General features: G+C 42.7%; 25 protein-coding genes, 1 pseudogene and 1 riboswitch. Of the genes and pseudogenes, 18 read left to right on the forward strand and 8 right to left on the reverse strand.

Features of this window, described 5'->3' with window-relative positions:
* Nucleotides 1–137: 137 nt before the first annotated feature.
* The 3 genes and pseudogenes from C6347_RS12700 to C6347_RS19480 all read right to left on the reverse strand — a co-directional run.
* A complete protein-coding gene (locus C6347_RS12700; RefSeq protein WP_106038474.1) occupies nucleotides 138–908 on the reverse strand; it encodes a SurA N-terminal domain-containing protein in 771 nt (256 codons plus the stop codon).
* A gap of 152 nt (nucleotides 909–1,060) precedes the next feature.
* Complete coding sequence (locus tag C6347_RS19560; protein ID WP_308729468.1) at nucleotides 1,061–2,548, reverse strand: thioredoxin domain-containing protein; 1,488 nt, start codon at nucleotides 2,546–2,548, stop codon at nucleotides 1,061–1,063.
* An 84-nt stretch (nucleotides 2,549–2,632) separates the two neighbouring features.
* A pseudogene (locus C6347_RS19480) lies at nucleotides 2,633–3,124 on the reverse strand (thioredoxin domain-containing protein); the annotation flags it as partial.
* A 453-nt stretch (nucleotides 3,125–3,577) separates the two neighbouring features.
* On the opposite strand from C6347_RS19480, the gene C6347_RS19485 reads away from it, so the two are divergent.
* Nucleotides 3,578–3,787, forward strand: coding sequence for a hypothetical protein (locus C6347_RS19485; RefSeq protein ID WP_106031881.1), 210 nt, complete (start codon nucleotides 3,578–3,580; stop codon nucleotides 3,785–3,787).
* Between the two features lie 47 nt (nucleotides 3,788–3,834).
* Here C6347_RS19485 and C6347_RS12720 read toward each other — a convergent pair whose 3' ends face one another.
* Nucleotides 3,835–4,341 (reverse strand): hypothetical protein, encoded by a 507-nt coding sequence (locus C6347_RS12720; RefSeq protein WP_106031882.1) that lies wholly within the window; start codon nucleotides 4,339–4,341, stop codon nucleotides 3,835–3,837.
* Nucleotides 4,342–4,532: 191 nt separating this feature from the next.
* Here C6347_RS12720 and C6347_RS12725 point away from each other — a divergent pair, with 191 nt between their 5' ends.
* The 7 genes from C6347_RS12725 to C6347_RS12755 all read left to right on the forward strand — a co-directional run bounded on the left by C6347_RS12725 (nucleotide 4,533) and on the right by C6347_RS12755 (nucleotide 8,618).
* Entirely contained in the window at nucleotides 4,533–4,793 is a 261-nt protein-coding gene (locus tag C6347_RS12725) for a metal-sensitive transcriptional regulator (RefSeq protein WP_099726207.1), read from the forward strand.
* A gap of 125 nt (nucleotides 4,794–4,918) precedes the next feature.
* The gene (locus C6347_RS12730) at nucleotides 4,919–5,401 is read left to right on the forward strand and encodes a DsrE/DsrF/DrsH-like family protein (RefSeq protein ID WP_060595426.1); all 483 of its coding nucleotides are present in this window, start codon (nucleotides 4,919–4,921) and stop codon (nucleotides 5,399–5,401) included.
* A 14-nt stretch (nucleotides 5,402–5,415) separates the two neighbouring features.
* A complete protein-coding gene (locus tag C6347_RS12735) occupies nucleotides 5,416–5,769 on the forward strand; it encodes a rhodanese-like domain-containing protein (protein WP_060595427.1) in 354 nt (117 codons plus the stop codon).
* Between the two features lie 47 nt (nucleotides 5,770–5,816).
* A complete protein-coding gene (locus C6347_RS12740) occupies nucleotides 5,817–6,377 on the forward strand; it encodes a sulfurtransferase TusA family protein (protein ID WP_106071716.1) in 561 nt (186 codons plus the stop codon).
* A gap of 14 nt (nucleotides 6,378–6,391) precedes the next feature.
* A complete protein-coding gene (locus tag C6347_RS12745; RefSeq protein WP_106071717.1) occupies nucleotides 6,392–7,519 on the forward strand; it encodes an MBL fold metallo-hydrolase in 1,128 nt (375 codons plus the stop codon).
* 33 nt (nucleotides 7,520–7,552) lie between these two features.
* On the forward strand, nucleotides 7,553–7,783 hold the full coding sequence (locus C6347_RS12750; protein WP_012008770.1) for a sulfurtransferase TusA family protein: 231 nt from the start codon (nucleotides 7,553–7,555) through the stop codon (nucleotides 7,781–7,783).
* A gap of 58 nt (nucleotides 7,784–7,841) precedes the next feature.
* On the forward strand, nucleotides 7,842–8,618 hold the full coding sequence (locus C6347_RS12755) for a sulfite exporter TauE/SafE family protein (protein ID WP_106071718.1): 777 nt from the start codon (nucleotides 7,842–7,844) through the stop codon (nucleotides 8,616–8,618).
* Between the two features lie 35 nt (nucleotides 8,619–8,653).
* On the opposite strand, the gene C6347_RS19255 is transcribed toward C6347_RS12755, so the two are convergent.
* The gene (locus C6347_RS19255; RefSeq protein WP_003216908.1) at nucleotides 8,654–8,830 is read right to left on the reverse strand and encodes a hypothetical protein; all 177 of its coding nucleotides are present in this window, start codon (nucleotides 8,828–8,830) and stop codon (nucleotides 8,654–8,656) included.
* Nucleotides 8,831–8,974: 144 nt separating this feature from the next.
* The gene (proS, locus tag C6347_RS12760) at nucleotides 8,975–10,408 is read right to left on the reverse strand and encodes a proline--tRNA ligase (protein WP_106071719.1); all 1,434 of its coding nucleotides are present in this window, start codon (nucleotides 10,406–10,408) and stop codon (nucleotides 8,975–8,977) included.
* A 396-nt stretch (nucleotides 10,409–10,804) separates the two neighbouring features.
* Nucleotides 10,805–10,904, forward strand: a riboswitch (purine riboswitch).
* 77 nt (nucleotides 10,905–10,981) lie between these two features.
* Between proS and C6347_RS12765 the strand changes: the two genes are divergently transcribed.
* The 6 genes from C6347_RS12765 (at nucleotide 10,982) to C6347_RS12790 (ending at nucleotide 15,032) form a co-directional block, all read left to right on the forward strand.
* Nucleotides 10,982–12,154 carry an MFS transporter gene (locus C6347_RS12765; RefSeq protein WP_060595432.1) on the forward strand — a complete coding sequence of 391 codons (1,173 nt, stop codon included), beginning with the start codon at nucleotides 10,982–10,984 and terminating at the stop codon, nucleotides 12,152–12,154.
* Nucleotides 12,155–12,403: 249 nt separating this feature from the next.
* On the forward strand, nucleotides 12,404–12,862 hold the full coding sequence (locus C6347_RS12770) for a MarR family transcriptional regulator (RefSeq protein WP_034664352.1): 459 nt from the start codon (nucleotides 12,404–12,406) through the stop codon (nucleotides 12,860–12,862).
* A 126-nt stretch (nucleotides 12,863–12,988) separates the two neighbouring features.
* On the forward strand, nucleotides 12,989–13,219 hold the full coding sequence (locus tag C6347_RS12775) for a hypothetical protein (protein ID WP_223250469.1): 231 nt from the start codon (nucleotides 12,989–12,991) through the stop codon (nucleotides 13,217–13,219).
* Nucleotides 13,216–13,677 (forward strand): 2-thiouracil desulfurase family protein, encoded by a 462-nt coding sequence (locus tag C6347_RS12780; protein WP_060595434.1) that lies wholly within the window; start codon nucleotides 13,216–13,218, stop codon nucleotides 13,675–13,677. The genes C6347_RS12775 and C6347_RS12780 overlap by 4 nt, the downstream gene beginning before the upstream one ends.
* A 29-nt stretch (nucleotides 13,678–13,706) precedes the next feature.
* On the forward strand, nucleotides 13,707–14,123 hold the full coding sequence (locus C6347_RS12785) for a hypothetical protein (RefSeq protein WP_060595435.1): 417 nt from the start codon (nucleotides 13,707–13,709) through the stop codon (nucleotides 14,121–14,123).
* 81 nt (nucleotides 14,124–14,204) lie between these two features.
* A complete protein-coding gene (locus tag C6347_RS12790) occupies nucleotides 14,205–15,032 on the forward strand; it encodes an aldo/keto reductase (protein WP_060595436.1) in 828 nt (275 codons plus the stop codon).
* Between the two features lie 41 nt (nucleotides 15,033–15,073).
* Here C6347_RS12790 and C6347_RS12795 read toward each other — a convergent pair whose 3' ends face one another.
* Complete coding sequence (locus C6347_RS12795; RefSeq protein ID WP_060595537.1) at nucleotides 15,074–16,156, reverse strand: iron-containing alcohol dehydrogenase family protein; 1,083 nt, start codon at nucleotides 16,154–16,156, stop codon at nucleotides 15,074–15,076.
* A 189-nt stretch (nucleotides 16,157–16,345) separates the two neighbouring features.
* Here C6347_RS12795 and trhO point away from each other — a divergent pair, with 189 nt between their 5' ends.
* A complete protein-coding gene (gene trhO, locus C6347_RS12800) occupies nucleotides 16,346–17,314 on the forward strand; it encodes an oxygen-dependent tRNA uridine(34) hydroxylase TrhO (RefSeq protein ID WP_060595437.1) in 969 nt (322 codons plus the stop codon).
* 341 nt (nucleotides 17,315–17,655) lie between these two features.
* Nucleotides 17,656–19,275 (forward strand): glutamate/serine transporter AimA, encoded by a 1,620-nt coding sequence (locus C6347_RS12805; protein WP_060595438.1) that lies wholly within the window; start codon nucleotides 17,656–17,658, stop codon nucleotides 19,273–19,275.
* A gap of 34 nt (nucleotides 19,276–19,309) precedes the next feature.
* Here the strand turns inward: C6347_RS12805 and C6347_RS12810 are convergent, their stop codons facing one another.
* Nucleotides 19,310–19,510 (reverse strand): hypothetical protein, encoded by a 201-nt coding sequence (locus C6347_RS12810; protein WP_060595439.1) that lies wholly within the window; start codon nucleotides 19,508–19,510, stop codon nucleotides 19,310–19,312.
* Between the two features lie 185 nt (nucleotides 19,511–19,695).
* On the opposite strand from C6347_RS12810, the gene licT reads away from it, so the two are divergent.
* Nucleotides 19,696–20,532: a BglG family transcription antiterminator LicT gene (gene licT, locus C6347_RS12815; protein WP_060595440.1), complete on the forward strand. Its 837-nt coding sequence runs from the start codon at nucleotides 19,696–19,698 to the stop codon at nucleotides 20,530–20,532.
* 235 nt (nucleotides 20,533–20,767) lie between these two features.
* A complete protein-coding gene (locus C6347_RS12820; RefSeq protein ID WP_060595441.1) occupies nucleotides 20,768–22,627 on the forward strand; it encodes a beta-glucoside-specific PTS transporter subunit IIABC in 1,860 nt (619 codons plus the stop codon).
* The last annotated feature ends 5 nt before the right edge of the window (nucleotides 22,628–22,632 follow it).

Consider the following 22,632-nt stretch of genomic DNA (forward strand, 5'->3'; position numbering starts at 1 on the left):
AATTGATAACGCTTTCTTTTGTACTCCCATCATATCGGATGGAAGAGACGTTTATGATGAGGCTTTTGTCATTATTTTGGAAAAAAGTTCATCAAGTAACGAAAAAAATCCGCACAATGGCGGATTTTTCTTAGCAGTTACAGAGATACATTAATTTTCGCAGATTTCTTTAGTTTTTCAATTTCTTTTTGTACTTCTTTCTGCTTTTCTTGGGATTCTAGTTGTTTTTTAATTTGTGATTTAACTTCTTTGTATTCTGGTGCTTTTTGCTTTTGTTTTTTCATTTCATCAGCGTATTGATCATAGTACGCTTTGACGTCCTTTTCAGAGACGGAGGCTGATTTGATTTCTTTGTCGACATATTGGCTGTATTTGATGCTGTCGGCAATGTCACTTTTCAGCTGATCCATGGTGAGTCCGCTTTTCTTAAGAGCTTCTTCAAATTGAGCGTTGTCTTTGAATTGTTTCTTTTCTTCTTTTAGCTGTTTATCTACCTGCTTGTCAGAGGCTTTGATGCCCTTTTTCTCAGCATCTTGCAGGATGAGCTCTTGACCTACGAGCGCATCAATGGTTTGTTTCTTGACTGCTTTTGCGCCTTCTTTAGATGTTGGGTCTTGCCCTGATTGCTGAAGCTGTCCTTGAATGGTCGATAAAGCGCTATTATATTCATTACCTGTGATTTTGTCTTGGTTGACGGTCGCCACGACCTTTTGATCATCGATTTTTTGTGCGTCTAATTTCTTTTGCATCTCTTCCATTTGCTTTTGCTGTTCTTTTTGGTCAGCCTGTGTTGTTTCCTTGCTTTTGGCTGAATCGTTTTGCTTATCTTGTTTGGCATCGTTTGACGAGCAGGCTGCAAGCCCAACAGATAACAGACAAGCGATGAGTGTGTATGATACCTTTTTCATCATTTTCTCTCCCTTCGGTATGAGAACATCTAGTGCGCATTCTAACCGTTTTTTAGGAAAAATAAAACCGTACAGACAATTTGTTAGCGGATTGACATGTTTTTTATCTGTTTGTCCTCATTTTGTCTTCTCATAGTCATCTCATGACAAACTCAATCGTGGAATAATTGTTCCATCGCCTCGTCAATATTGGTAATGGGCTGGCGGCAGCTGTAGTTTTCACAAATATAAACAGTGGTCCTGTCGTCGATTGTTTTGTAATCTTTTGCAAAAGGTGCGATTTGTGCTAGATCATGTCCAGTTTCGGCGGTCAATATGATATCAAAAGGCATGAATCGTTTCCGAAGCGCCTGTAAAAGCCGTTCTTTTTGAGGGTCGCCATTTTTCCCAAGAATGATGATCTCTCTTTTTGTTGCATATTGATCAAGGAGCCCTTGCAGAAACGCTGTGTGCCCACTTGGATAGGAAGAGACATCGACATAAAAGGCTTTGAACATCTGCTCTAATGTGTCTAGCCAGTCCTGACGTCCGGTCAGTCTGCTTAGCGTGAGAAGCTGCTTGAGCGCGGTACTGTTACCAGACGGCATGGCCCCGTCATACACTTCTTTTTCTCGAACGATAAGTGCTTCTGCATCTGATCCTGAGAAGAAAAAGCCCCCTTTTTCCTTGTCCCAAAACAGCTCAAACATGTTCTCAGCTACTGTTGTGGCTTTTTCCAGCCATTCTCGTTCAAAGGTTGCTTCGTATAAAGACATATAGGCTTTTAGCATGTGAGCGTAATCCTCAATAAAGCCTAGATGCTTCACGTCACCTTCTCTGTAGCGAACCATCAGCCGATCGTGTTGGACAAGGTGTGTCTCTAGGAAGGACATCGCCTGTTTCGCCATACGGATGGCCTCTTTTTCATCAAATACCCTTCCAGCTTTGGCGAGAGCAGAGATCATCAGCGCATTCCAGGATGTGAGCACCTTGTCATCGACAAGCGGTGCAGGACGCTGCTGTCTAACAGAATGTAAAATGTGCCGGGCTTCTTTTAGCTTAGACTGAAGCGTGTGGTCATCAATCGAGAAGGAGGCTTTGATGTCATCAAAAGAGGTGGAAATGGTATGAGGAATGTTCGCCCCTTCAAAGTTCCCCTCTTCTGTAATGTGATAAACAGCGCAGAATAATGCCCCGAGATCCTCGACTAAATGAGTCATGATCTCCTCTTTTGTCCAAACGTAATATTGCCCTTCTTTCCCTTCAGAATCTGCATCTATCGCTGAATAAAAGGAGCCATCGTGATTCATCATATCTCGTTTAATAAATTGGATCAGGCGTTGGACAAGCTTTTCATATTCGGGTTGTTGAGTGAGCTGATACGCTTCTGTGTACGCCTCCATCAGCATGGCGTTATCATACAGCATTTTTTCAAAATGCGGCACAAGCCATTTTTCGTCTGTTGAATAACGAGAAAAGCCCGAACCAATATGGTCGTATATACCGCCATTTGCCATTCCGTCTAACGTTTTCGTGACTGCATATAGTGCATTCTCCTGCCCAGTCCATTCGTAATAGCGTATCAGGAATGAAAGCATATGAGGTGCAGGAAATTTCGGCGCTGAGCCGAACCCGCCGTGCAGCGTATCAAAGCTGCTCATCAGTTGGTAATAGGCTTTATGGATTGCCTCTTGAGAAAGCGTATTTTCTGTCTGACCGGCTGCTTTGATCCGCAGATTATTTGTCGCCTTCTCTGCCAATGATTCAATATGATCGCGGTCGTTGTGGTACGCATCCAGCAGTTGCGTCAGTGCTTCAATGAAACCAGGACGTCCGTAAGCACTTCTCTTTGGAAAATAAGTCCCCGCATAAAAAGGCTTTTGATCAGGCGTGACAAATACATTCAACGGCCAGCCGCCTTGCCCCGTCATCATCTGACAAACAGACATATACATAGAATCGATGTCTGGACGCTCCTCACGATCGACTTTGATTGAAATGAAATGCTCATTTAAGATGTCAGCGACTTGCTGATCTTCGAAGCTTTCGTGTGCCATGACGTGGCACCAGTGACAAGTGGCGTAGCCGATGCTGACAAGCATCGGTTTATTTTCACGCTTGGCTTTGTCGAAGGCTTCTTGCCCCCACGGGTACCAGTGAACTGGGTTGTGGGCGTGCTGAAGGAGATACGGTGATTTTTCGTTGATGAGTGGGTTGGGTGTTTGGTTGTTTGGCATGGGTCACCTGCTTTTACATCATTAGTTTAATTTCATCTTAAATTTCTTAAGGAGTAGAGACTAAGTCATTATTTGAGTGTATCATTTTGTTAAAATATAGGTTTTTCTTTATATTTGGAAACTGAATAAACACCCTACAATTTTAATATTCGAAGGAGTTCTAATGTCTAAAAAAATAATGAGACGGTTATCACTACTATGCTTTGTAATAGGTGTTCTACTATGGAGCCCTAATTTGATATTTGGATATGGAAGCGGATTATGGTTATTGAATTATCTATTAGGTCCAGTTGGTATTATATTAAGTATTTATAGTAGAAATTATCTTTATACGTTTTTAAACTTACTCACCACATTTAGTTTCTTTATCTTCATGTTTCTTGGGTATCACTGATTTACAACGTGACGTCAATTCACCTATCTAATACTAAATAATAAGAATGGAGAGATAAAATGGACTATGTTTATCAGAAAAAGGAAAAGAAAAACGGTAATTGTGTCATATCCGTTCGAGATAGATGGGAGAATTCAATTATTGAATTTGAAAAAAAGCTACATCACATTGATATAGTGGTTAATTACCGTAATGATAAAACAACGAAGTATTCAATGCCAATAGAGATTTTTGAAAAAGTTTACGATGATCTACACAGAGATAATTGAGGCCTAAACTTTTCAACGCCTCATTGATGTTCCATTTCAATTCTCCTCTACTTCTTCACCAGCACATATTGTAAGTGTTCTAATTCAAACATATCAATCAGTTCATCGATCTCTTTAAAATCGATATGTTTCCCAAATCGTTTTTTGCTTAGGTCAATTTCTACATCTAATTGATCGTCTTTTTCTTTCGTTTCCAGGCCGTCTACACAAGAGTAGATTTCAATGGTTTCTCCTTTGGACAGCTCTGTTTCAATGAAAAGGAAAAGAGGACGGAGAGAATGAATGATGCCTAAATCATAAACAAAAGGATGCGTGAATTTGTCTCTTACGGCTTCATAGACCGGATCTACATAAGCAATGTGAATGCCAGCAAAGTCCTCTTCTGTTTCGTATACTTCTATCAAGGGCTCTTCTTTTTGATAGGTTTTGGGCTTTTTTCGTTTTCTATCAACCGTTTTGATATTGAGTTCAGAGAGTGGTTTATAGGTAGGCTTTTGACCAAAGGTACCAAGCGGCAGCTCTTTATTAGCACCAATATAGTGATGTAAAGTCATATGTGTGTCCTCTTTTCGCCAACTAATTTCGTGCATTGATTAACTTCTTTTTATCAATAAATGGTGGAATGTGCAATTCTTTTCACATATGATCTATCTTTTCTCTATAAAAAGGAGGGCAAGTCGTTTGACTAAATACCTCTTAGGGTATACTATCTGTTCATAGAAAGAATAGAAAGGAGTGCTGGTACATGGAATATAATCAGCAGATGAAGAACCGTCTTCGCCGGATTGAAGGGCAGATTAAAGGGGTTCTTGCGATGATGGAGCAGGGAAAGGATTGCCGCGAGGTGGTGACGCAGCTGTCTGCATCACGCAATGCCATTGATCGGGCGATGGGTGTGATTGTGAGTACAAACCTTGAGCAATGTGTCCGTGAAAGTCTTGAAGAAGGCAAGGATACGGAAGGTCTTGTGAAAGAGGCGGTTGAGCTATTGGTGAAAAGCCGGTAAGAAATTCCTCAGCCTTTGGAGGTTGACGGATTTTTTTACTTGTTGTAATATACCCTTACCGGTATGTGTATATATTTTTTGTTTTCTATATACCCCGTAGGGTACTTAGGGTGAGGAGGAGCAGAATGGAAGAACAGAAAAAGCGCACGACGATTGTGTTATTTAGTGGAGATTATGATAAAGCGATGGCCGCTTACATTATTGCCAATGGTGCAGCAGCCTATGATCATGAGGTGACCATTTTCCATACATTTTGGGGGCTGAATGCCTTGCGTAAGGATGAGATGGTACCGATGAAAAAAGGATTTTTAGAAAAAATGTTCGGCAAGATGATGCCGCGCGGGGCTGATCGCTTGGGGATTTCCAAGATGAATTTTGCGGGAATGGGGCCGAAAATGATCAAGCATGTAATCAAAAAGCACAATGCCATGACCTTGCCGCAGCTCATTGAGATGGCAAAGGAACAGGATATTAACCTAGTGGCATGTACAATGACGATGGATCTTTTAGGATTACAGGAGAAAGAATTATTGGACGACATTCAATATGCTGGTGTAGCAGCATATTTAGCAGAGGCTGAAATCGGACGTGTGAATTTATTTATCTAGTGAGGTGAAGCAGGATGGTGCAGACGATTTTACTCATCATCGTAATTGGATTACTCATAAGCCGCTTTCTGCCGGTACGAGGTGTGAAGCAAATAGATGCAGCTCATATGAAAAAGAAGCTGAAAAGCAAAGGTCAACAGCTCATTGATGTGCGATCTCCTATTGAATTTCAAACAAGTCATATCAAAGGCTTTCAAAACATCCCGTTGCCTCATTTGAAGAAACGAGCTTCTCAGCTTGAGAAAAATGAAGAGGTTTATGTGATATGTCAGAGCGGAATGAGAAGTATGCAGGCCGCGAAAATATTGAAGAAGCAGGGATTTACTCAGATTACAAACATCAAGGGTGGCGTGAATGCTTGGCATTAAATGCGCAATAAAATATACCCCTACCCCTATTTAAAGGAGGAGAAGACATGCAGCAACCAACTGTCATATTAGATGCAAAAGGACTGGCATGCCCGATGCCGATTGTAAAAACAAAAAAACAAATGAATGAGCTCTTGCCAGGCGATGTGCTTGAAGTGCAAGCCACTGATAAAGGATCAACAGCGGATTTAGCGGCATGGTCAAAAAGTGCAGGCCACGAATTTTTAGGAACAACAGTAGAAGGCCAGGTGCTTCATCATTTAATTCGTAAAGGCGGAGAACAAGAGAAAGAAGGGAAGTCCATGATTTCGGAACTGTCTTTGGAGACTTTTCAACAGAAAGTAAAAGAAGATCCATCTTTGTTTATTTTAGATGTGCGAGAGCTGGATGAATACGAGGCGGGGCATATTCCAGGAGCTGTTCATATTTCTCTTGGTGAGGTGGATCAACGTGCGGAGGAATTGAGCCGGGAGACGGACATTTACCTAATCTGTCATTCAGGCAGAAGAAGTGAATTAGCTGCGCAAAAGTTAAAAGAAAAAGGATTTCATCAATTGACGAATATTGTGCCAGGCATGAATAGCTGGACAGGAGCGATTGAAAAATAGGAGCTGAATGGAACATGACGGTAAAAGCGATGAACGCAGAGCAGTTAACAAAAAAGATCGTGAACAAAGAACCGCTCTTTTTGCTAGATGTGCGAAATCAAGCGGATGTTCAGGATTGGAAGATCGAAGGGGAAGCAATCGTTCATATGAATGTGCCTTATTTTGATCTCCTTGAAGGAGTAGAGGGCATTCTGCATGACATTCCTCTTGATCGTGAAGTATTGGTGGTTTGTGCCAAGGAAGGCTCCTCTATCATGGTCGCGGAGATGCTGTCAGAGGCGGGCAGAACGGTCCATTATTTAGAAGGCGGCATGAAGGCGTGGAGTGAGCATCTAGAGCCAGTGAAGATTGGTGATTTAAGCGGCGGTGGAGAGCTCTATCAATTTGTACGGATGGGCAAGGGATGCCTGTCTTATATGATCATGTCGAATGGAGAAGCCGCAATTGTAGATGCAGCTAGAATGACGGATGTCTATATGCGTTTTGCTAAAAAGCATCATGTCTCTATAACGCAAGTGTTGGACACTCATCTTCATGCAGATCATATTTCTGGCGGGAAGAAACTGGCTGAACAGACGGGTGCTAGCTACTGGCTGCCGCCAAAAGATGCAGAAGAAGTGATCTTTGAATATAACCGTCTTGAAGAAGGAGAGCGCATCGCGATAGGAGCGGCTACCATTGATATTCATCCCCTTTACTCACCGGGGCATACGATTGGGTCAACATCTTTTATCGTGGATGATCAATATCTTCTTTCAGGTGATATTTTGTTCGTGGATTCGATTGGAAGACCCGACCTCGCTGGAATGGCGGAGGACTGGGTAGGTGATTTGAGAGAAACCCTATATGACCGATATGGCGCACTTTCAAAAGAATTGATTGTGTTGCCAGCGCATTTCATGATCATGGATGAAGTTAATGAAGACGGAAGCGTTTGGAAGGAGCTAGGCGTTCTATTTGAAGAAAATCATGGACTGAATATTGATGATGAAGCCGTATTTAGAGAAATGGTCACGAAGAACCTACCTGCACAACCAAACGCCTATCAAGACATTCGTCAAACCAATATGGGGAAGCTGAGCCCAGACGATGAAGCGCAGCGTGAAATGGAAATTGGTCCAAACCGTTGTGCGATTCGGTAATGTCCAATAAAATAAGAGGAGAGGAACAACGAAATGACATCAGATCAAATGTTAGACGTCACAGGGCTTGCATGCCCAATGCCGATTATTCGAACAAAGAAAAAAATGAACGACTTGGCGGAAGGTCAAGTTTTAGAAATACATGCAACAGATAAAGGAGCTAAAGCTGACTTAGCAGCATGGGCGAAGTCAAGCGGACATGAATTGATCACGCAGACGGAAGAAGGACATGTGCTGAAGTTCTGGGTGAGAAAAGGGTCCTAAAGGATGTAGGGGTATCTGCTGAAGATCCCCTTTTCCTTTTGCAAAGGAGGAGACCAGCGTGGATTTTGCGTTTTTGATTACACTTTTTATCATCGGATGTATTGGTTCCTTCTTATCAGGAATGGTGGGGATTGGGGGATCCGTGATCAACTATCCTATGCTTCTTTATATCCCGCCACTTGTCGGTGTGATGGCACTCTCGGCACACGAGGTATCAGGCATTGGCGCCATTCAAGTGCTTTTTTCGACGCTCGGTGGGGTATTGGCCTATCGTAAAAGCGGATTTTTACATCGGTCGTTGATTTTATATATGGGGAGCAGTATATTGGCGGGCAGCTTACTAGGCAGTTATGTATCTCACTTCATGCCAGAGAATGGGATGAATCTCGTCTATGGATTGCTTGCGATTGTGGCTGTGGTTCTCATGCTGATTCCAAAAAAGGGACAGCGTGCAGATGCAGAGGAAGAAGTCACTTTTCATAAAGGACTTGCGGCAGGTATTGCCTTTGTGATTGGTAGTGTTTCCGGGGTACTAGGCGCGGGCGGAGCATTTATATTGGTACCGGTGATGCTGTCTATTTTAAAAATTCCTGTCAGGATGACGATTGCGTCGTCCCTTGCGATTACGTTTCTTTCTGCGATCGGTGCATCGGCTGGAAAGGTATTGACGGGTCAAGTCATGCTTCTTCCTGCGGTTGTGCTGATGCTGGCAAGTTTAATCGCCGCTCCGATTGGTGCTAAGGTCGGTCAGAAAATCAACGCCGTCTACTTACAATGGGCACTTGCTGCGATGATTACGGCGACAGCGCTCAAAATTTGGCTGGATTTATTATAAAGAAAAGACCAACAAAGCAAACGTGTTGGTCTTTTTTATTTGACGTCATCGTGCTCGATATATGTTTCAAGGGCTGGATGAAACTCTTTTTGATAATGAAGGTTGGGGCATGTTTTCACGACTTTGCCTTGCAGGGCATTGGACTTAGAGACTTCTAATGCTGTTTTACATTTAGGGCAGCGTTCGGCAAACAGTGAGGGCCAGCGCTTCATATATCACCACTCCAGTTAAAGTCTTAAAAACCGATTATATTAATATGAATTATAGGGGATCGTGCAGGTGAGGTCAATGGGTGTTTGGGTCTTTTTAACAAAAAAAAAAGCATCGTAAAGGATGCTTCTCTTTCGTTTCGATTCTCAATAAGCTTTCGCCCAGAAGACCATATCAGATGCAGGCTTTCCGCAGCAGACACATGTGTCTGAAACGGATTCCTGTTCAAATGGGATACAGCGTGAGGTCGCCCCTGTTCTTTCTTTAATGTCGTTTTCACAGGCTTCGTCACCGCACCACATGGCTTTAATCAATCGGTTTTCTTCTGAAAGAATGTGCTCAATGTCTTCAATTGTGTGAGCTTTTGATGTTTTTTCATGTAATCGTTCTTTCGCCTTTTCGTACATTGTCCGTTGAATGTCTTCAAGCGTGGATGTGATGGTTTGTTCAAGTGCATCTAACTTGACGGCTTGCTTTTCACCTGTGTCTCGTCTTGCGAGCATGACCTGGCCTTTTTCCATATCCTTTGGTCCCACCTCTACACGTAAAGGGATACCTTGCATTTCACATTCGTTGAATTTCCAGCCAGGCTGTTTATCGCTTGCATCGATGTCAGCGCGTGCGATGCTGGCGAGTCGATCCTTTAATTCATAGGCATGATCGAGGACACCTTCTTTATGGGAAGCAATTGGCACAACACGCACTTGGGTTGGCGCAATGTTTGGCGGAAGGACGAGTCCTCTGTCATCACCGTGCACCATGATCATGGCACCGATGATTCTTGTCGTAAAGCCCCAAGAGGTTTGCTGGACATGCTCTAGTTTTCCTTCGCGGTTTAAGAATTCGATGCCAAATGCTTTGGCAAATCCGTTTCCGAAGAAGTGAGAAGTGGCCGTTTGCAGCGCTTTTCCATCATGCATCAAGCTTTCAACCGTATAGGTGAAGCGGGCACCAGCGAATTTTTCCTTCTCTGTTTTTCTCCCTTTAATGACAGGAATGGCAAGGAGCTCTTCGCAAAGAGAAGCGTAGATGTGAAGCATTCTTTCTGTCTCTTCAATCGCTTCTTGCTCAGTCTCATGGCATGTGTGTCCTTCCTGCCATAGGAATTCAAGCGTTCTAAGGAATGGACGTGTGGTTTTTTCCCAGCGGACGACATTCGCCCATTGGTTATAAAGCTTCGGTAAATCACGGTAGGAATGAATGATATTTTTGTAATGCTCAGCGAACAGTACTTCAGAGGTTGGTCTGACGCAGAGCCTTTCCTGTAATTCGGATTCACCGCCATGTGTGACCCACGCCACTTCAGGAGCGAAGCCTTCGATATGGTCTTTTTCCTGCTGCAGCAGACTCTCTGGGATAAAGAGCGGCATATACACATTCTCATGCCCTGTTTCTTTGATTTGGCGGTCAAGTTCGTCGCGAATATTCTCCCAAATTTTAAAGCCATATGGCTGAATGATCATACTGCCTCTGACGCTTGAATAATCGACGAGGCGTGCCTTTGTGACAACATCTGTATACCACTGGGCAAAGTCGTCTTCCATGCTTGTGATTTTTTCAACAAATTGTTTCTTTGACATTGCATGTTCCTCCTTTGTAAAAACAAAAAAGCTGTGCTTTAAGTTAGGGACCATTCCTGGTGGTACCACCCTAATTTAAAGCACAGCTTTACACTCGATCATGATAACGGTATGAACCGCTGTATGAAACAGAACTAAATCGGCAGGTTCACTTGAAGATGTCAGTAGGAACTTCTCAGCACGGTTCCCTCTCTGTTAAAGGTCAATTCAAGCTACTATTCCAGATCTACGTTGATCAATGTTCGTTGATTTTTCATCAGTTTACCTGTAAATGCAGGAGAAAGCAAGTTGTACTGGGGTTTCTTTTCATGCTGTTCTGAGTGCTTTGTTTGATCGTGAATTTGCAGTCATTTCCTATTTTTACAGCTTGCCAGTTATGTAAGGCTATGCTAATATATTTGAAGAAAAAAATAGACTTGTATAACCTCAATAATATGGTTTGAGGGTTTCTACCAGGATCCGATAAATCCTGATTACAAAAGCGCGCTTTCCTTTTTTGTAATCAGGGTTTTTTTGTTTGTCTGCGCCCTGTATCAAAAGTGAAAGCGATGATATAGAGAAGGGATGTTAGACATGAACTGGAGAGTATATTTATTAGCCGTTTCTACTTTTGCGGTTGGATTAGTTGAGCTTGTGGTCGGGGGCATTTTGCCAAGCCTTGCAGAGGATTTGAATGTATCTCTTGCGACAGCTGGGCAGCTTATCACCGTATTTGCCATTGTGTATGCCATTTCAGCACCTGTGCTGCTGACTGCCACAGCTAAAATTGAACGAAAGCGTCTTTATCTAATCGCGTTATTGGTGTTTACAATAGGGAATGTATTCACATATTTTAGTTCGACTTTTGCCCTTGTCATGATCTCTAGGGTATTGATCGCAATGAGTACAGCGCTTGTCGTGGTGTTGTCACTGACGATCACTGCTAAATTGGTGGAACCAGCGCATCGTGCGAAGGCATTAGGGCTGATTTTTATTGGGATTAGTTCTTCACTTGTTCTCGGTGTACCGATCGGTATTTTTATTACAGAGAGCTTTGGCTGGAGAGTGATGTTTTTAGGAATCAGTATTTTATCAGCGATATCGATGGTGCTGATCTATTTCCTATTGGAGAAAATGCCTGTTGAAAAAGTGACACCTCTTAGAGAGCAAATACGTTCTTTAGGGCATCCGAAAATTTTTAGTGCACACTTGATTAGTTTGTTTATGCTGGCAGGTCATTATATGCTTTATTCTTATTTCACTCCGTTTTTAATGGAAGTTCTGCATATGACCCCGTTCTGGATTAGTATTTGTTATTTGGTCTTTGGGCTTGCATCTATTGGCGGGAATGGGTTTGGCGGCTGGCTTAGTGACAAGCTGGGTTCAGGGAAAGCCATTTTGCTGGTGACAATCGCGTTTGCAGTTGTGATGTTTATCATTCCTTATACAGCGGGTGTGTTTGTCCTCTTTATGATCATGGTTGTCCTATGGGGAGCGCTTAGCTGGGCATTAACGCCTGCCTTGCAGAGTTATTTGATTCAAACAGATCCTGTGACGTCTGATATTCAGCAAAGCTTAAATACATCGGCCTTGCAAATTGGTATCTCAATTGGATCAGCGGTTGGCGGTGTCCTGTTTACGATGACCGGTTCATCTGTTGATCTGGCGAAATTCGGTGCAGTGTTTGTGCTGATTGCCTTTAGCTGTGCGGTGATTTCGTTGAAAAGACCACCACTTTATATGGATCGTCAGCATCGTGCTGAATAGCTGCCTCATGATAGGCAGCTTTTTTTCTGTTCTATATTATTTCAACATCTCACGAAAAGAGCCTTTCTTTCCATGAATTATAGCAAATAAAAGAAAGAGGAGCTGTGACATGATGGGTCAACTAGTAGAAAAGTGCATACACCATTTTCAGGTCTGATGGCCTGTTCTTTTTCTCACACTGACATTTCTTTTGACTCCTCTTTTAATTATTAGTACCATTTTATTAACCAGTTAAGAGTGGAGGTTCAGATGGAAACTAAAGAGCAGATTGTATTAAAAGCGATTCAAGATCTGATTATGCATAGGGAAAAGAGACGGAATGATCCAACAGATCCACTGATTACCACGACTGATACACTCAAGCAAGATTGGACACTCACACAGCTTCACATTTTATCGATGATTCAAGCCAATCCAAACGAATCAAATAATACATTTCTTTCTCAACAACTAAAACTATCAAAGCCTGCCATTACAAAGGCTGTGAAAAAACTAATTGATAAAGGCATGGTGGACTATTGCCACCGGCAAGGGGATAAGAAATCTGTCTACTATTCATTGACAGAGAAAGGCACGCAATTGGCAGCGCTGCATGATGAACTACATGAAAAAGCCGTCGCGTCCTACTTAGAATTTCTCCAGCAGTTTCATGAAGATGAATTACAAGTAATTGAGCGCTTTTTGAAGGCATGGAAAGAAAAAATATAGATTAAAAAAACCGAAACCATCGTAGAAAATGAGATGATTTCGGTTTTTTATATGGTAAAATTAACATATATTGACGTTATTCCTGATCATGTTAAAAGGGAGGGAGCTTCTCTGGGGAAAGAAATGATGGAAAATTTTAAAAAGTCAGCAGCCATCATGCCGTTCGTAGGACTGTTTGTCAGCTTGCTATTATTTGTTTACTATTTTGGCATTACAGGAGTTGAAGAACCTGTTTGGGCGGCCGCTTTGTATTGTGCCCTGCCCTTTTTAGGGTACACGATCTTCTATCTGCCTGTATGTATTTATTTTAAAGTCAGTAAAAAACGCTCAATCCATAAAAATGAGGAACAGACGTGATTGTGGTCAGCGCTTGCCTTGCTGGGTTGAAGGTCCGGTATAATGGCAGCCATCGATTAGATCAGCGAATTGAAGAGCTTGTGCAGGAAGGAAAGGCTGTGACAGTTTGTCCTGAACTGCTTGGCGGCTTCTCTACGCCTAGACCACCGGCAGAAATCATTGGCGGAGATGGATATGATGTTTTACGGGGGCAGGCTGCTGTTGTCGATGTTCATGGAACTGACGTCACAGAGATGTATGTAAAAGGTGCAAAAGCCACGCTGGAACAGGTTCAGTCTCTGAAAGCAACAGCGGTTGTGTTAAAAGAGTACAGCCCTTCTTGCGGGAGCCGGCTGATTTACCAGGGAGAGTTTAACGGTAAGACAAAAGCGGGTGATGGTGTGACGTCCGCCTTGCTGAAACAGCACGGGATTCAAGTGTTCTCTGAAGAGGATGATTGGATTTCGTTGTTTCAATAGGTGTGGCGTGGATAGAAGGAGGAGCTAGGTTGAAAAAGTGGATCATTGGTGTAGGTGTAGTGGTTTTAATAGGAATAGGTATTTATTTTATGATCAATACCAAAACATACTCTTTTGATGATGTGACCTCACTGGATAAGAATAAGGTGACTTCGATTCAAATTGAGCATGATAATGAGCAAGTTGTGGTAGATAAGAAAGAAGATATTCAAAAGCTGCTGAATGAATTTTCAGGTATGAAATTAAAGAAGGCGAATGGCGCTAAAAAAGAAACAAAAGAGTCTTATTGGATTAGGGTGTTAGAGGAAGGCAATGTTACATACGGATTCGTCTTTTATGATCAAGCTTATTTAGAGACATATGATGGTTCTAAAACGAAAAATAAGATCAGCGAATACCAAATCGTTGACGCCAATCAAGTCGATATAGGACAATATATCAAATAACACCAGCGAAATTTCTTGCATGATCAATAGAAAATTCGGGTATAGTGCTTGGTAAGTAAAAATGAAGCGGAGGTTTGTTTGATGAGTGGATTAACAGATACAGTCACATTAGCAAACGGAGTAAAAATGCCGAAGCTAGGCTTTGGTGTATGGCAGGTAAAAGACGGGGAAGAGGCTGTAAATGCAGTCACAGACGCTCTTGAAGCGGGCTACCACAGCATCGATACAGCAGCAGCCTATCAAAATGAAGAAGGGGTAGGCAAAGCCATTCAGCAATCAGGCATCTCTCGCGATGATCTGTTTATTACGACAAAGGTCTGGAATCGTGATCAAGGCTATGAAGCAACACTTGAAGCCTTTGAAACAAGTATGAACAAGCTTGGGCTAGATGTATTAGACCTTTATTTAATTCATTGGCCAGTTGAAGGTAAATATAAAGATACTTGGAAAGCACTAGAGAAGCTGTATAAGGATGGACGCGTTCGAGCCATCGGTGTGTGTAACTTCCATCAGCACCACCTAGATGATTTATTAGAAGAGGCAGAAGTTGTGCCAATGGTCAACCAAATCGAGCTACATCCTAAGCTAACGCAGGAGCCTTTACGAGACTACTGCAAGGAGAAAGGGATTCATGTAGAAGCGTGGTCACCATTAGGCAGCGGGAAGCTTCTGAACCATCCTGTTCTTCAGGATATTGCGAAAAAACATGACAAATCCGTGGCTCAAGTCATTCTTCGCTGGGACTTGCAGCATGGCATTATCACCATTCCAAAATCTGTGACGAAGAGCCGAATCATCGAAAACACACAAGTCTTCGATTTCGAGCTGTCCGCACATGAGATGGGTGTCATCGATCAGCTCAATGAAGATGAGCGCACAGGTCCAGATCCAGATAACTTTGATTTTTAATCGAAAGAAAAGCACAGGTGGATGCCTGTGCTTTTTTTTATTTAACGGTTTTTCGAGGCTGATACGTTTTCAATGACTTGAATGGCGTCGGCAATTTGCTCTTTGGAATAGTCTCCAATCAAGCAAAAGGTTTCGTCTGCACGTGCAGCATGGCTTGCCACTGTTTTTGCGGCTTCTTCCAGCTGAGCTGTGATGCCAAGCTCACGCATATTTCTAGGTAATCCGAGTGTTTCATAAAGCTCAAGTAATTCTTCTACTTCGCTCATTCGATTTTCTGCGGCAAGCTGAACAAGAATGCCATAGGCCACTTTTTGACCATGTAATACGTGATGCGTTTCTTCAATAAATGTCAATCCGTTATGGATGGCGTGAGCTCCTGCCATTCTGCCGTAGCGTCCCCCGTACCCGCCGACCGTGCCGGCTAATGTAATAATGGTATCCGTTACATCCGCAAATGCTTGCGAGTGCTGCCCTGTTGTCAAGCTGTGGACGGCTTCTTCGCTATGGGAAAGAAGAATGTCTCTGACGTATACCGCCTGCTTTAGTGCAGCATGCACCATGAGCGGTAAGGAGTCTTTTGCATTTCGAATAATGGCTTCTGCTTCATACCATTTGGCCAGCGTATCTCCAATCCCACTTTGAAGGTAGGAAAGAGGAGAAGAAAGCAAAAATGTATGATCAATGAGCGTGAGGTAGCTGGACCGTTTATGATAATCGACTCTCATGAAATTCCCCTTGTCATCATAAATGACGCTAAGCGGTGTAGATGCAGCACATGTCCCTGGGATGGTTGGAACCATGATCACTTCAATTTGAAGAGCTTCTGCTACTGACTTGGCGGTGTCTAAAATCGTGCCGCCTCCAATCCCAATCATCACATCTGCCCCTTTCAGTTCTTCAGCAATTCGTGTGATCGCATTTGGTGAACTGTATCCTTTGTGCTGAACAACAGGCCAATGAGGTGGAAGCTTTGTGTACGCTGAAAAAGCATGAAATGAATCGTGTCCCGTCAGTACAGCGGGCGACTGGAAGGATGGAGAAACAAGTGAATCGAGTTCATGATAAATCCCTTTTTGAGAAATAAATTGGTTTGGGCCGCTTCTGACGATATCTTCTGGCTGGATCATTGAGTTCTGCTCCTTTACAACATCATATTTCATAAATCATCTCATTTTACAGAAAGTTCTGTCAAATATGAGGAAAAAGACCCTTCCGTTTTATGGAATTGAGCCGCTGTCATTGCCTTTAGGTATGTATTTCCTGTATGATAAAGAACGGTATGTTTTGATTAAATTTAAGAGGTGTTTATATATATGGAAAAACAATATCGTGTCTTACTTTACTATCAATATGTCCCCATTGAGGACCCAGAGACGTTTACAGCAGAGCATCTAGCATTCTGTAAGGAGCTTGGTTTGTTAGGCCGTATCCTTGTGTCAGCAGAAGGCTTGAACGGAACTGTTTCTGGTACCATTGAGCAAACGGACAAGTACATGCAAGCGTTAAAAGAAGATCCGCGCTTTGCGTCTATGCCGATCAAAATTGACGAAGCAGACGGTCATGCGTTTAAAAAAATGCACGTCCGCCATCGGAATGAACTAGTGAATCTTAGCCTTGAAGATGACGTGAATCCGTTAGAATTAACAGGTAAACATCTCAGCCCAGTTGAATTTTACGAGCAAATGCAATCACCTGATACCGTTGTGATTGATGCACGTAATGATTACGAGTTTGATGTTGGCCACTTTAGAGGGGCAGTTCGTCCTGATATTGAGACATTCCGCGAATTACCGGAGTGGATTCGTGACAATAAAGAGATTCTTGAAGGGAAAAAAATCCTGACGTATTGCACAGGCGGCGTACGCTGTGAGAAATTCTCAGGCTGGTTAAAGCGTGAAGGCTTTGAAGATGTCTCTCAGCTTGACGGCGGAATTGTCACGTACGGAAAAGACCCAGAAGTTCAAGGAAAGCTATGGGATGGTCAATGCTATGTGTTTGATACCCGCTTAACAGTGCCAGTGAATCAAACAGAGCATGTAGTTGTCGGAAAAGATTTCTTCACCGGTGAGCCTTGCGAGCGTTATGTGAACTGTGCAAACCCTGCATGCAACCGCAAAATGATTGCAACAGAAGAGAGCGAGCATAAGTATATGCGCAGCTGCAGCCATGAATGCCGTACAAGTGAACGTAACCTTTATGTGAAACAGCACAATCTGTCTGAAGAAGAAGTGCAAGAAAGACTAGCTGTGATTGAAAAAGAACAAGCAATCTCACAAGGATAGAGGGACCCCCTTTATCCTTTTTTCTATACACGAGAGGGTTCAGAAGAAAGAGGGATTCATTTCCTCTTTCTTTTTTTGTTTTGTTTTTTTCAAAATAAGGGTAAAGGTAGTTATTCAGTCTAATAGATTGAATCGTTGAAAAAGCGCTTTCTTTAGAAATAAGCATGTTCGACTATTTCAGAAAATAGAGAATTGAGAGATAATAAAACAGGCGAAAAAATGAACAAGGGTAAAGATTTAGTTGAAGAAATATTTGTCAATTGATTGAAAAGTGAGCTGCAAGTAAGAAAGACGCTTACTTGGGCACATGCTTTGTAATTTAATCGAAAGGTGTTATGAACATGAATCATTTGCATCGTAGAATGGGAACTTTCGCTTTAATGATGGTAGGTCTTGGCTCAATCATTGGTTCAGGATGGCTTTTCGGTGCTTGGCGTGCCGCTCAAATTGCCGGCCCTGCTGCTATTTTGTCCTGGTTGATTGGGATGGTCGTGATTTTATTTATCGCTTTGTCTTATAGTGAACTCGGATCGATGTTTCCAGAGGCAGGCGGAATGGTGAAATATACGCAATATTCACACGGCTCTTTTATCGGGTTTATTGCTGCTTGGGCAAACTGGATCGCTATTGTCTCCGTCATTCCTGTTGAGGCGGTGGCTTCTGTCCAGTATATGAGCTCATGGCCTTGGGAGTGGGCAAAGTGGACAAGCCATTTGGTCACAAAAGGGGTTTTGACGACAGAAGGGCTCATGGTCGCCAGTGTACTTCTTGTGATTTACTTTCTGCTCAATTATTGGACAGTTGGGTTATTTTCAAAAGCGAATACATTCATTACTGTGTTTAAAATTGTCATTCCAGGATTAACAATTGGTGCGCTCTTATTCGTAGGTTTTCATAGTGAGAATTTTACTTCTGGAACAAGTATTGCCCCTAACGGCTGGGCGAGTGTGCTGACAGCTGTTGCGACATCAGGGATTGTGTTTGCCTTCAATGGCTTCCAAAGCCCGATTAATATGGCAGGTGAGGCGAAAAATCCAGGCCGATCGATTCCGATCGCCATTGTTGGATCCATTTTGATTGCGACTGTAATTTATGTGCTTTTACAAATCGCCTTTATCGGTGCTGTCAATCCGTCCATGATTGTGAATGGATGGGGCCATTTGAATTTTAACTCGCCATTTGCTGACCTTGCCATTGCGCTTGGGATTAACTGGCTGGTTCTGATTTTATATGCAGATGCTTTTGTATCACCTTCTGGTACAGGGATTACGTATACGGCGACGACATCTCGTATGATTTATGGAATGGAAAAAAACAAATACATGCCAAGCGTGCTTGGCCGTCTGCACCCTATTTACGGTGTGCCTCGTCCAGCGATGTTTTTTAACTTAGCCGTATCGTTTATCTTTCTGTTTTTATTTAGAGGCTGGGGTGTACTTGCAGAAATCATTTCAGTTGCGACGCTCATTTCTTATTTGACAGGTCCAGTGACCGTTATGACACTGAGAAAGACAGGGACAGATTTATATCGTCCGCTTCGAATAAAAGGACTCAGCATCATTGCTCCTCTCGGCTTTGTCTTTGCCTCATTGACGCTGTATTGGGCGAGGTGGCCGTTAACAGGTCAGGTGCTGTTCATTATCCTCATCGGTCTTCCGATCTATTTTTACTATCAAGCAAAAGCGAAGTGGAAAGGCTTCGGCCGCAACTTGAAGGCGGGTGCTTGGATGGTCGTGTACTTGCTTGTGATGATGACGATTTCCTGCCTTGGCAGTGACAAATTCGGCGGCTATAACGTCATTCATTATGGCTGGGACATGGCACTTATTACAGTGGTTGCCTTGCTATTTTATATGTGGGCACTCAAAAGTGGATTTGAAACAGAATTTCTAAAGGATGCGAAAAAAATTAATGATGAGCTGCGTACTTCTCAGCAAGAAGCCGCATCATCCAAAGAATAAAGGAACGGCTGCCTGAATATCGCGGGCAGCCGTTTTATTTTGATAAATGATGCATCACGTGCTGCCTCAGCCAAGTGGTGACGCCACGCAAAACGGCTGCTGTGACAAATGAGATGAGCACATATCTCCAAAGCTGATCCATGCCTTGTCCACTAAGCCAAAACACGATTCCTAGAAAAACGAGTGTGAATAGAAGCATGAATAAAAATGATGCAGACCAGAAAAAAGCCTTCACTGAAGGTCACCTCCTCGGAGTATTGTATGCAGGCAATTGAATGATCAGACCAGCTATGAAGGGGTAGAATCATGATGAAATCTATTTCAAAAGTCAGATAAAATCACCAAGTGATTTGACAGTTGTGTTAAGATGAGAGCATATTTTGAGTGAAGATTGTGGGTCATAGACGGAGGTGTTTGGGGATGCAGATACAAAAAGTTCTAAACAATAATGTCATTAGTGTGATAGATGAACAAGGAAAAGAAATCGTCGTCATGGGCAGAGGTATCGCGTTTCAACGACGGCCTGGAGACCCGGTAGACGAATCGTTAATCGATAAAGTCTTCCGCCTGGAGGATCACTCCGTTCATGAGCGGATGAAAATGCTGCTTCTGGAAGTTCCGTATGATGTGGTCAAGGTAACCGAAGAAATGATTCAATATGCACATACAAAGCTGAACCGAAGATTAAATGAAAGTCTGCATGTATCACTCGCAGACCATATTCATTACGCCATCGAACGATTGAAGAAAAATCACCTCATTGAGAATTCGCTTATTTGGGAGATTAAACGCTTATACAAAGATGAATTTCTTGTGGCAAAGGACTGTCTTGAGATGATTGAAGAGCGTCTTCATATTGAACTGCCTGAGGATGAAGCAGGCTTTATTGCGATGCATATCATTAATGCAGAGCTCAATGAGGACATGAATACAACGGTCAATATCACAAAAGAAGTAAACGCCATTCTCACCATTGTGAAATATCATCTCAACATGGATTTTGATGAAGACTCACTCAACTATTACCGTTTTCTCACGCATTTGCGCTTTTTCGTCCAGCGTCTGATCAACGAAACACTGCTTGTCAGCGAAGATCAGGACTTGTATCAGCTGATCAAGGTGAAATATCCGAATGCTTACGAATGTGCAAAGAAAATCGCAGAATATGTCTATCAAACCTATCACCGAGATCTCACATCAGAGGAGATGCTGTATCTATCCATTCATTTGAATCGATTGATCAAACGAGAAAAATAAAGGTAGATTTTAAAAGAAAGCGTTGACATGAGAAAAGCTGAGTGGTACTATTTGCTCATAAACATAAAAGAATACGGTTTCACAATGATCGTCTTAGAGGATTGTGACTGTTCGGCAGGCAAAACCTAAACGTTCACTGAAAAAGCGCAATGGCAAGTTGCGACTATTTTTGGTGCCCGTTTAGGTTTTTATTTTGCCCAAAAACGTATTTTTTTGAAAAAAAGGGGGTTTTTGTATGAGTTATCGTCAATTAGCAGAAGACATTATCAAACACATTGGCACAGAGAAAAACGTTCATTCACTGGTCCATTGTGCCACAAGACTTCGCTTCACATTACATGACCGATCAAAAGCAGACAAAGCAGCCATTGAAAAATTAAATGGTGTTGTAACCGTTATGGAAAGCGGCGGCCAATTTCAAGTAGTCATTGGCAATACCGTACCAGAGGTTTATCGAGAAATTGGGGAGTTTACGAATCTATTAGAGGATTCCACTTCTTCATCTGCAAAATCAGGTGGAGAGAGCACAAGCCTTTTCGGAAAATTCGTCGACATTGTCTCTGGTATTTTCACACCACTTCTCGGTGTCATGGCGGGTGCTGGTATTTTAAAAGGTCTATTAGGCATCTGTATCAATGCGAAATGGTTATCACCTGAAGATACGTCGTACCAAATTTTATTTGCTGCGTCTGACAGCTTGTTCTACTTCCTGCCATTACTGCTCGCATTCACTTCGGCGAGGAAGTTTAGAGCGAATCCATTTGTCGCTGTGACGATTGCTGGTGCACTCATTTACCCAACCATTCAAGAGTTGTCAAAAGGCGGCGGAGATGTGACCTTCTTCGGTATTCCGGTCGTCTTAATGTCGTATACATCAACGGTTATTCCAATCATTTTGGCAGTGTTTGTCATGGGATATATCGAACGTTTCTTTAACAAAGTCATTCATGAAAGTGTCAAAAACTTTATTACACCACTGATTTTACTTGTCACGGTTGTTCCGCTGACACTCATTGTATTCGGCCCATTTGGTGTGTATGCAGGGAACGGCATTGCAGCTGTCTTGCTGAAAATATTCTCCTTTAGTCCTACACTTGCAGGTGCTTTAATTGCGATGGCATGGCAGGTTCTCGTGATCTTCGGTATCCACTGGGGTCTAGTGCCAGTGATTTTAAATAATATCGCCGTCCATGGAAAAGATCATATCAAGCCGGCTACTGCGCCAGCTGTATTCTCACAAGCCGGTGCCTCAATCGGTGTTATGCTGAAAACAAAGAATAAAAAACTGAAATCATTGGCTGGATCGACAGCGGTTTCTGCCGTGTTTGGGATTACAGAGCCAGCTGTATACGGGGTCACGCTTCGTTTGAAAAAACCATTTATTGCAGCCGTTCTCTCTGCCGGTGTCGGCGGTGCGATCATCGGTTATTCACAAAGTATTGCGATTGCGTCAGGGCTTCCAAGTTTACTGACACTTCCGATTTTCTATGGACAAGGGTTTACAGGGTTCATCATCGGAATCTCGGTCTCGTTTGTTCTATCCATCGTCTTGACTTATTTGATTGGATTTAAGGATCCAGTAGATGAAGATGACACGCCAGCACCGATTTCCGCACCAACAATGGAAAACGAACATGGGGTCAAAGCAGCTCATGTGAAGAGTCCTTTAAAAGGCGAGGTGATCAAGCTGGAGGAAGTACAGGATAAGGCATTCTCATCTGGTGCACTAGGAAAGGGTGCAGCCATCATTCCATCAGAAGGCAAGTTGTTTGCACCAGTATCAGGAGTTGTGACAACGGTGTTCCCAACAGGCCATGCGTACGGTCTCACTTCTGAAAGCGGAGCAGAAGTGCTCATTCACATTGGACTGGATACCGTACAATTAGGCGGTCAGCATTTTACCCCGAAGGTCGTACAGGGGCAAACCATCACAGAAGGTGAACTGCTTGCAGAATTTGATATTGAAGCCATCCAAGCTTCCGGCCTTTCCGTCACAACACCAGTGATTATTACCAATTCCGGTGAGTTTAGCGATATTATTGAAACAGAAGTAAAACAAATCACACCAGGACAATCATTTTTACATCTCGTTTAATCAAG

Origin of the sequence: Bacillus sp. NMTD17 (assembly GCF_002998735.1) — a bacterium.
Classification (GTDB): domain Bacteria; phylum Bacillota; class Bacilli; order Bacillales; family Bacillaceae; genus Bacillus.

Coding starts and splice junctions, on each gene's coding strand:
- C6347_RS12765 (WP_060595432.1), top strand. CDS start 10,982: ATGAACTGGAGAGTATATTTATTAGCCGTTTCTACTTTTGCGGTTGGA.
- C6347_RS19560 (WP_308729468.1), bottom strand. CDS start 2,548: ATGAGCAGCTTTGATACGCTGCACGGCGGGTTCGGCTCAGCGCCGAAA.
- trhO (WP_060595437.1), top strand. CDS start 16,346: ATGGAAAAACAATATCGTGTCTTACTTTACTATCAATATGTCCCCATT.
- C6347_RS12700 (WP_106038474.1), bottom strand. CDS start 908: ATGAAAAAGGTATCATACACACTCATCGCTTGTCTGTTATCTGTTGGG.
- C6347_RS12770 (WP_034664352.1), top strand. CDS start 12,404: ATGGAAACTAAAGAGCAGATTGTATTAAAAGCGATTCAAGATCTGATT.
- C6347_RS12775 (WP_223250469.1), top strand. CDS start 12,989: ATGGAAAATTTTAAAAAGTCAGCAGCCATCATGCCGTTCGTAGGACTG.
- C6347_RS12750 (WP_012008770.1), top strand. CDS start 7,553: ATGACATCAGATCAAATGTTAGACGTCACAGGGCTTGCATGCCCAATG.
- C6347_RS12745 (WP_106071717.1), top strand. CDS start 6,392: ATGACGGTAAAAGCGATGAACGCAGAGCAGTTAACAAAAAAGATCGTG.
- C6347_RS12790 (WP_060595436.1), top strand. CDS start 14,205: ATGAGTGGATTAACAGATACAGTCACATTAGCAAACGGAGTAAAAATG.
- C6347_RS12730 (WP_060595426.1), top strand. CDS start 4,919: ATGGAAGAACAGAAAAAGCGCACGACGATTGTGTTATTTAGTGGAGAT.
- C6347_RS12735 (WP_060595427.1), top strand. CDS start 5,416: ATGGTGCAGACGATTTTACTCATCATCGTAATTGGATTACTCATAAGC.
- C6347_RS19255 (WP_003216908.1), bottom strand. CDS start 8,830: ATGAAGCGCTGGCCCTCACTGTTTGCCGAACGCTGCCCTAAATGTAAA.
- proS (WP_106071719.1), bottom strand. CDS start 10,408: ATGTCAAAGAAACAATTTGTTGAAAAAATCACAAGCATGGAAGACGAC.
- C6347_RS12720 (WP_106031882.1), bottom strand. CDS start 4,341: ATGACTTTACATCACTATATTGGTGCTAATAAAGAGCTGCCGCTTGGT.
- C6347_RS12725 (WP_099726207.1), top strand. CDS start 4,533: ATGGAATATAATCAGCAGATGAAGAACCGTCTTCGCCGGATTGAAGGG.
- C6347_RS12740 (WP_106071716.1), top strand. CDS start 5,817: ATGCAGCAACCAACTGTCATATTAGATGCAAAAGGACTGGCATGCCCG.
- licT (WP_060595440.1), top strand. CDS start 19,696: ATGCAGATACAAAAAGTTCTAAACAATAATGTCATTAGTGTGATAGAT.
- C6347_RS12805 (WP_060595438.1), top strand. CDS start 17,656: ATGAATCATTTGCATCGTAGAATGGGAACTTTCGCTTTAATGATGGTA.
- C6347_RS12820 (WP_060595441.1), top strand. CDS start 20,768: ATGAGTTATCGTCAATTAGCAGAAGACATTATCAAACACATTGGCACA.
- C6347_RS19485 (WP_106031881.1), top strand. CDS start 3,578: ATGGACTATGTTTATCAGAAAAAGGAAAAGAAAAACGGTAATTGTGTC.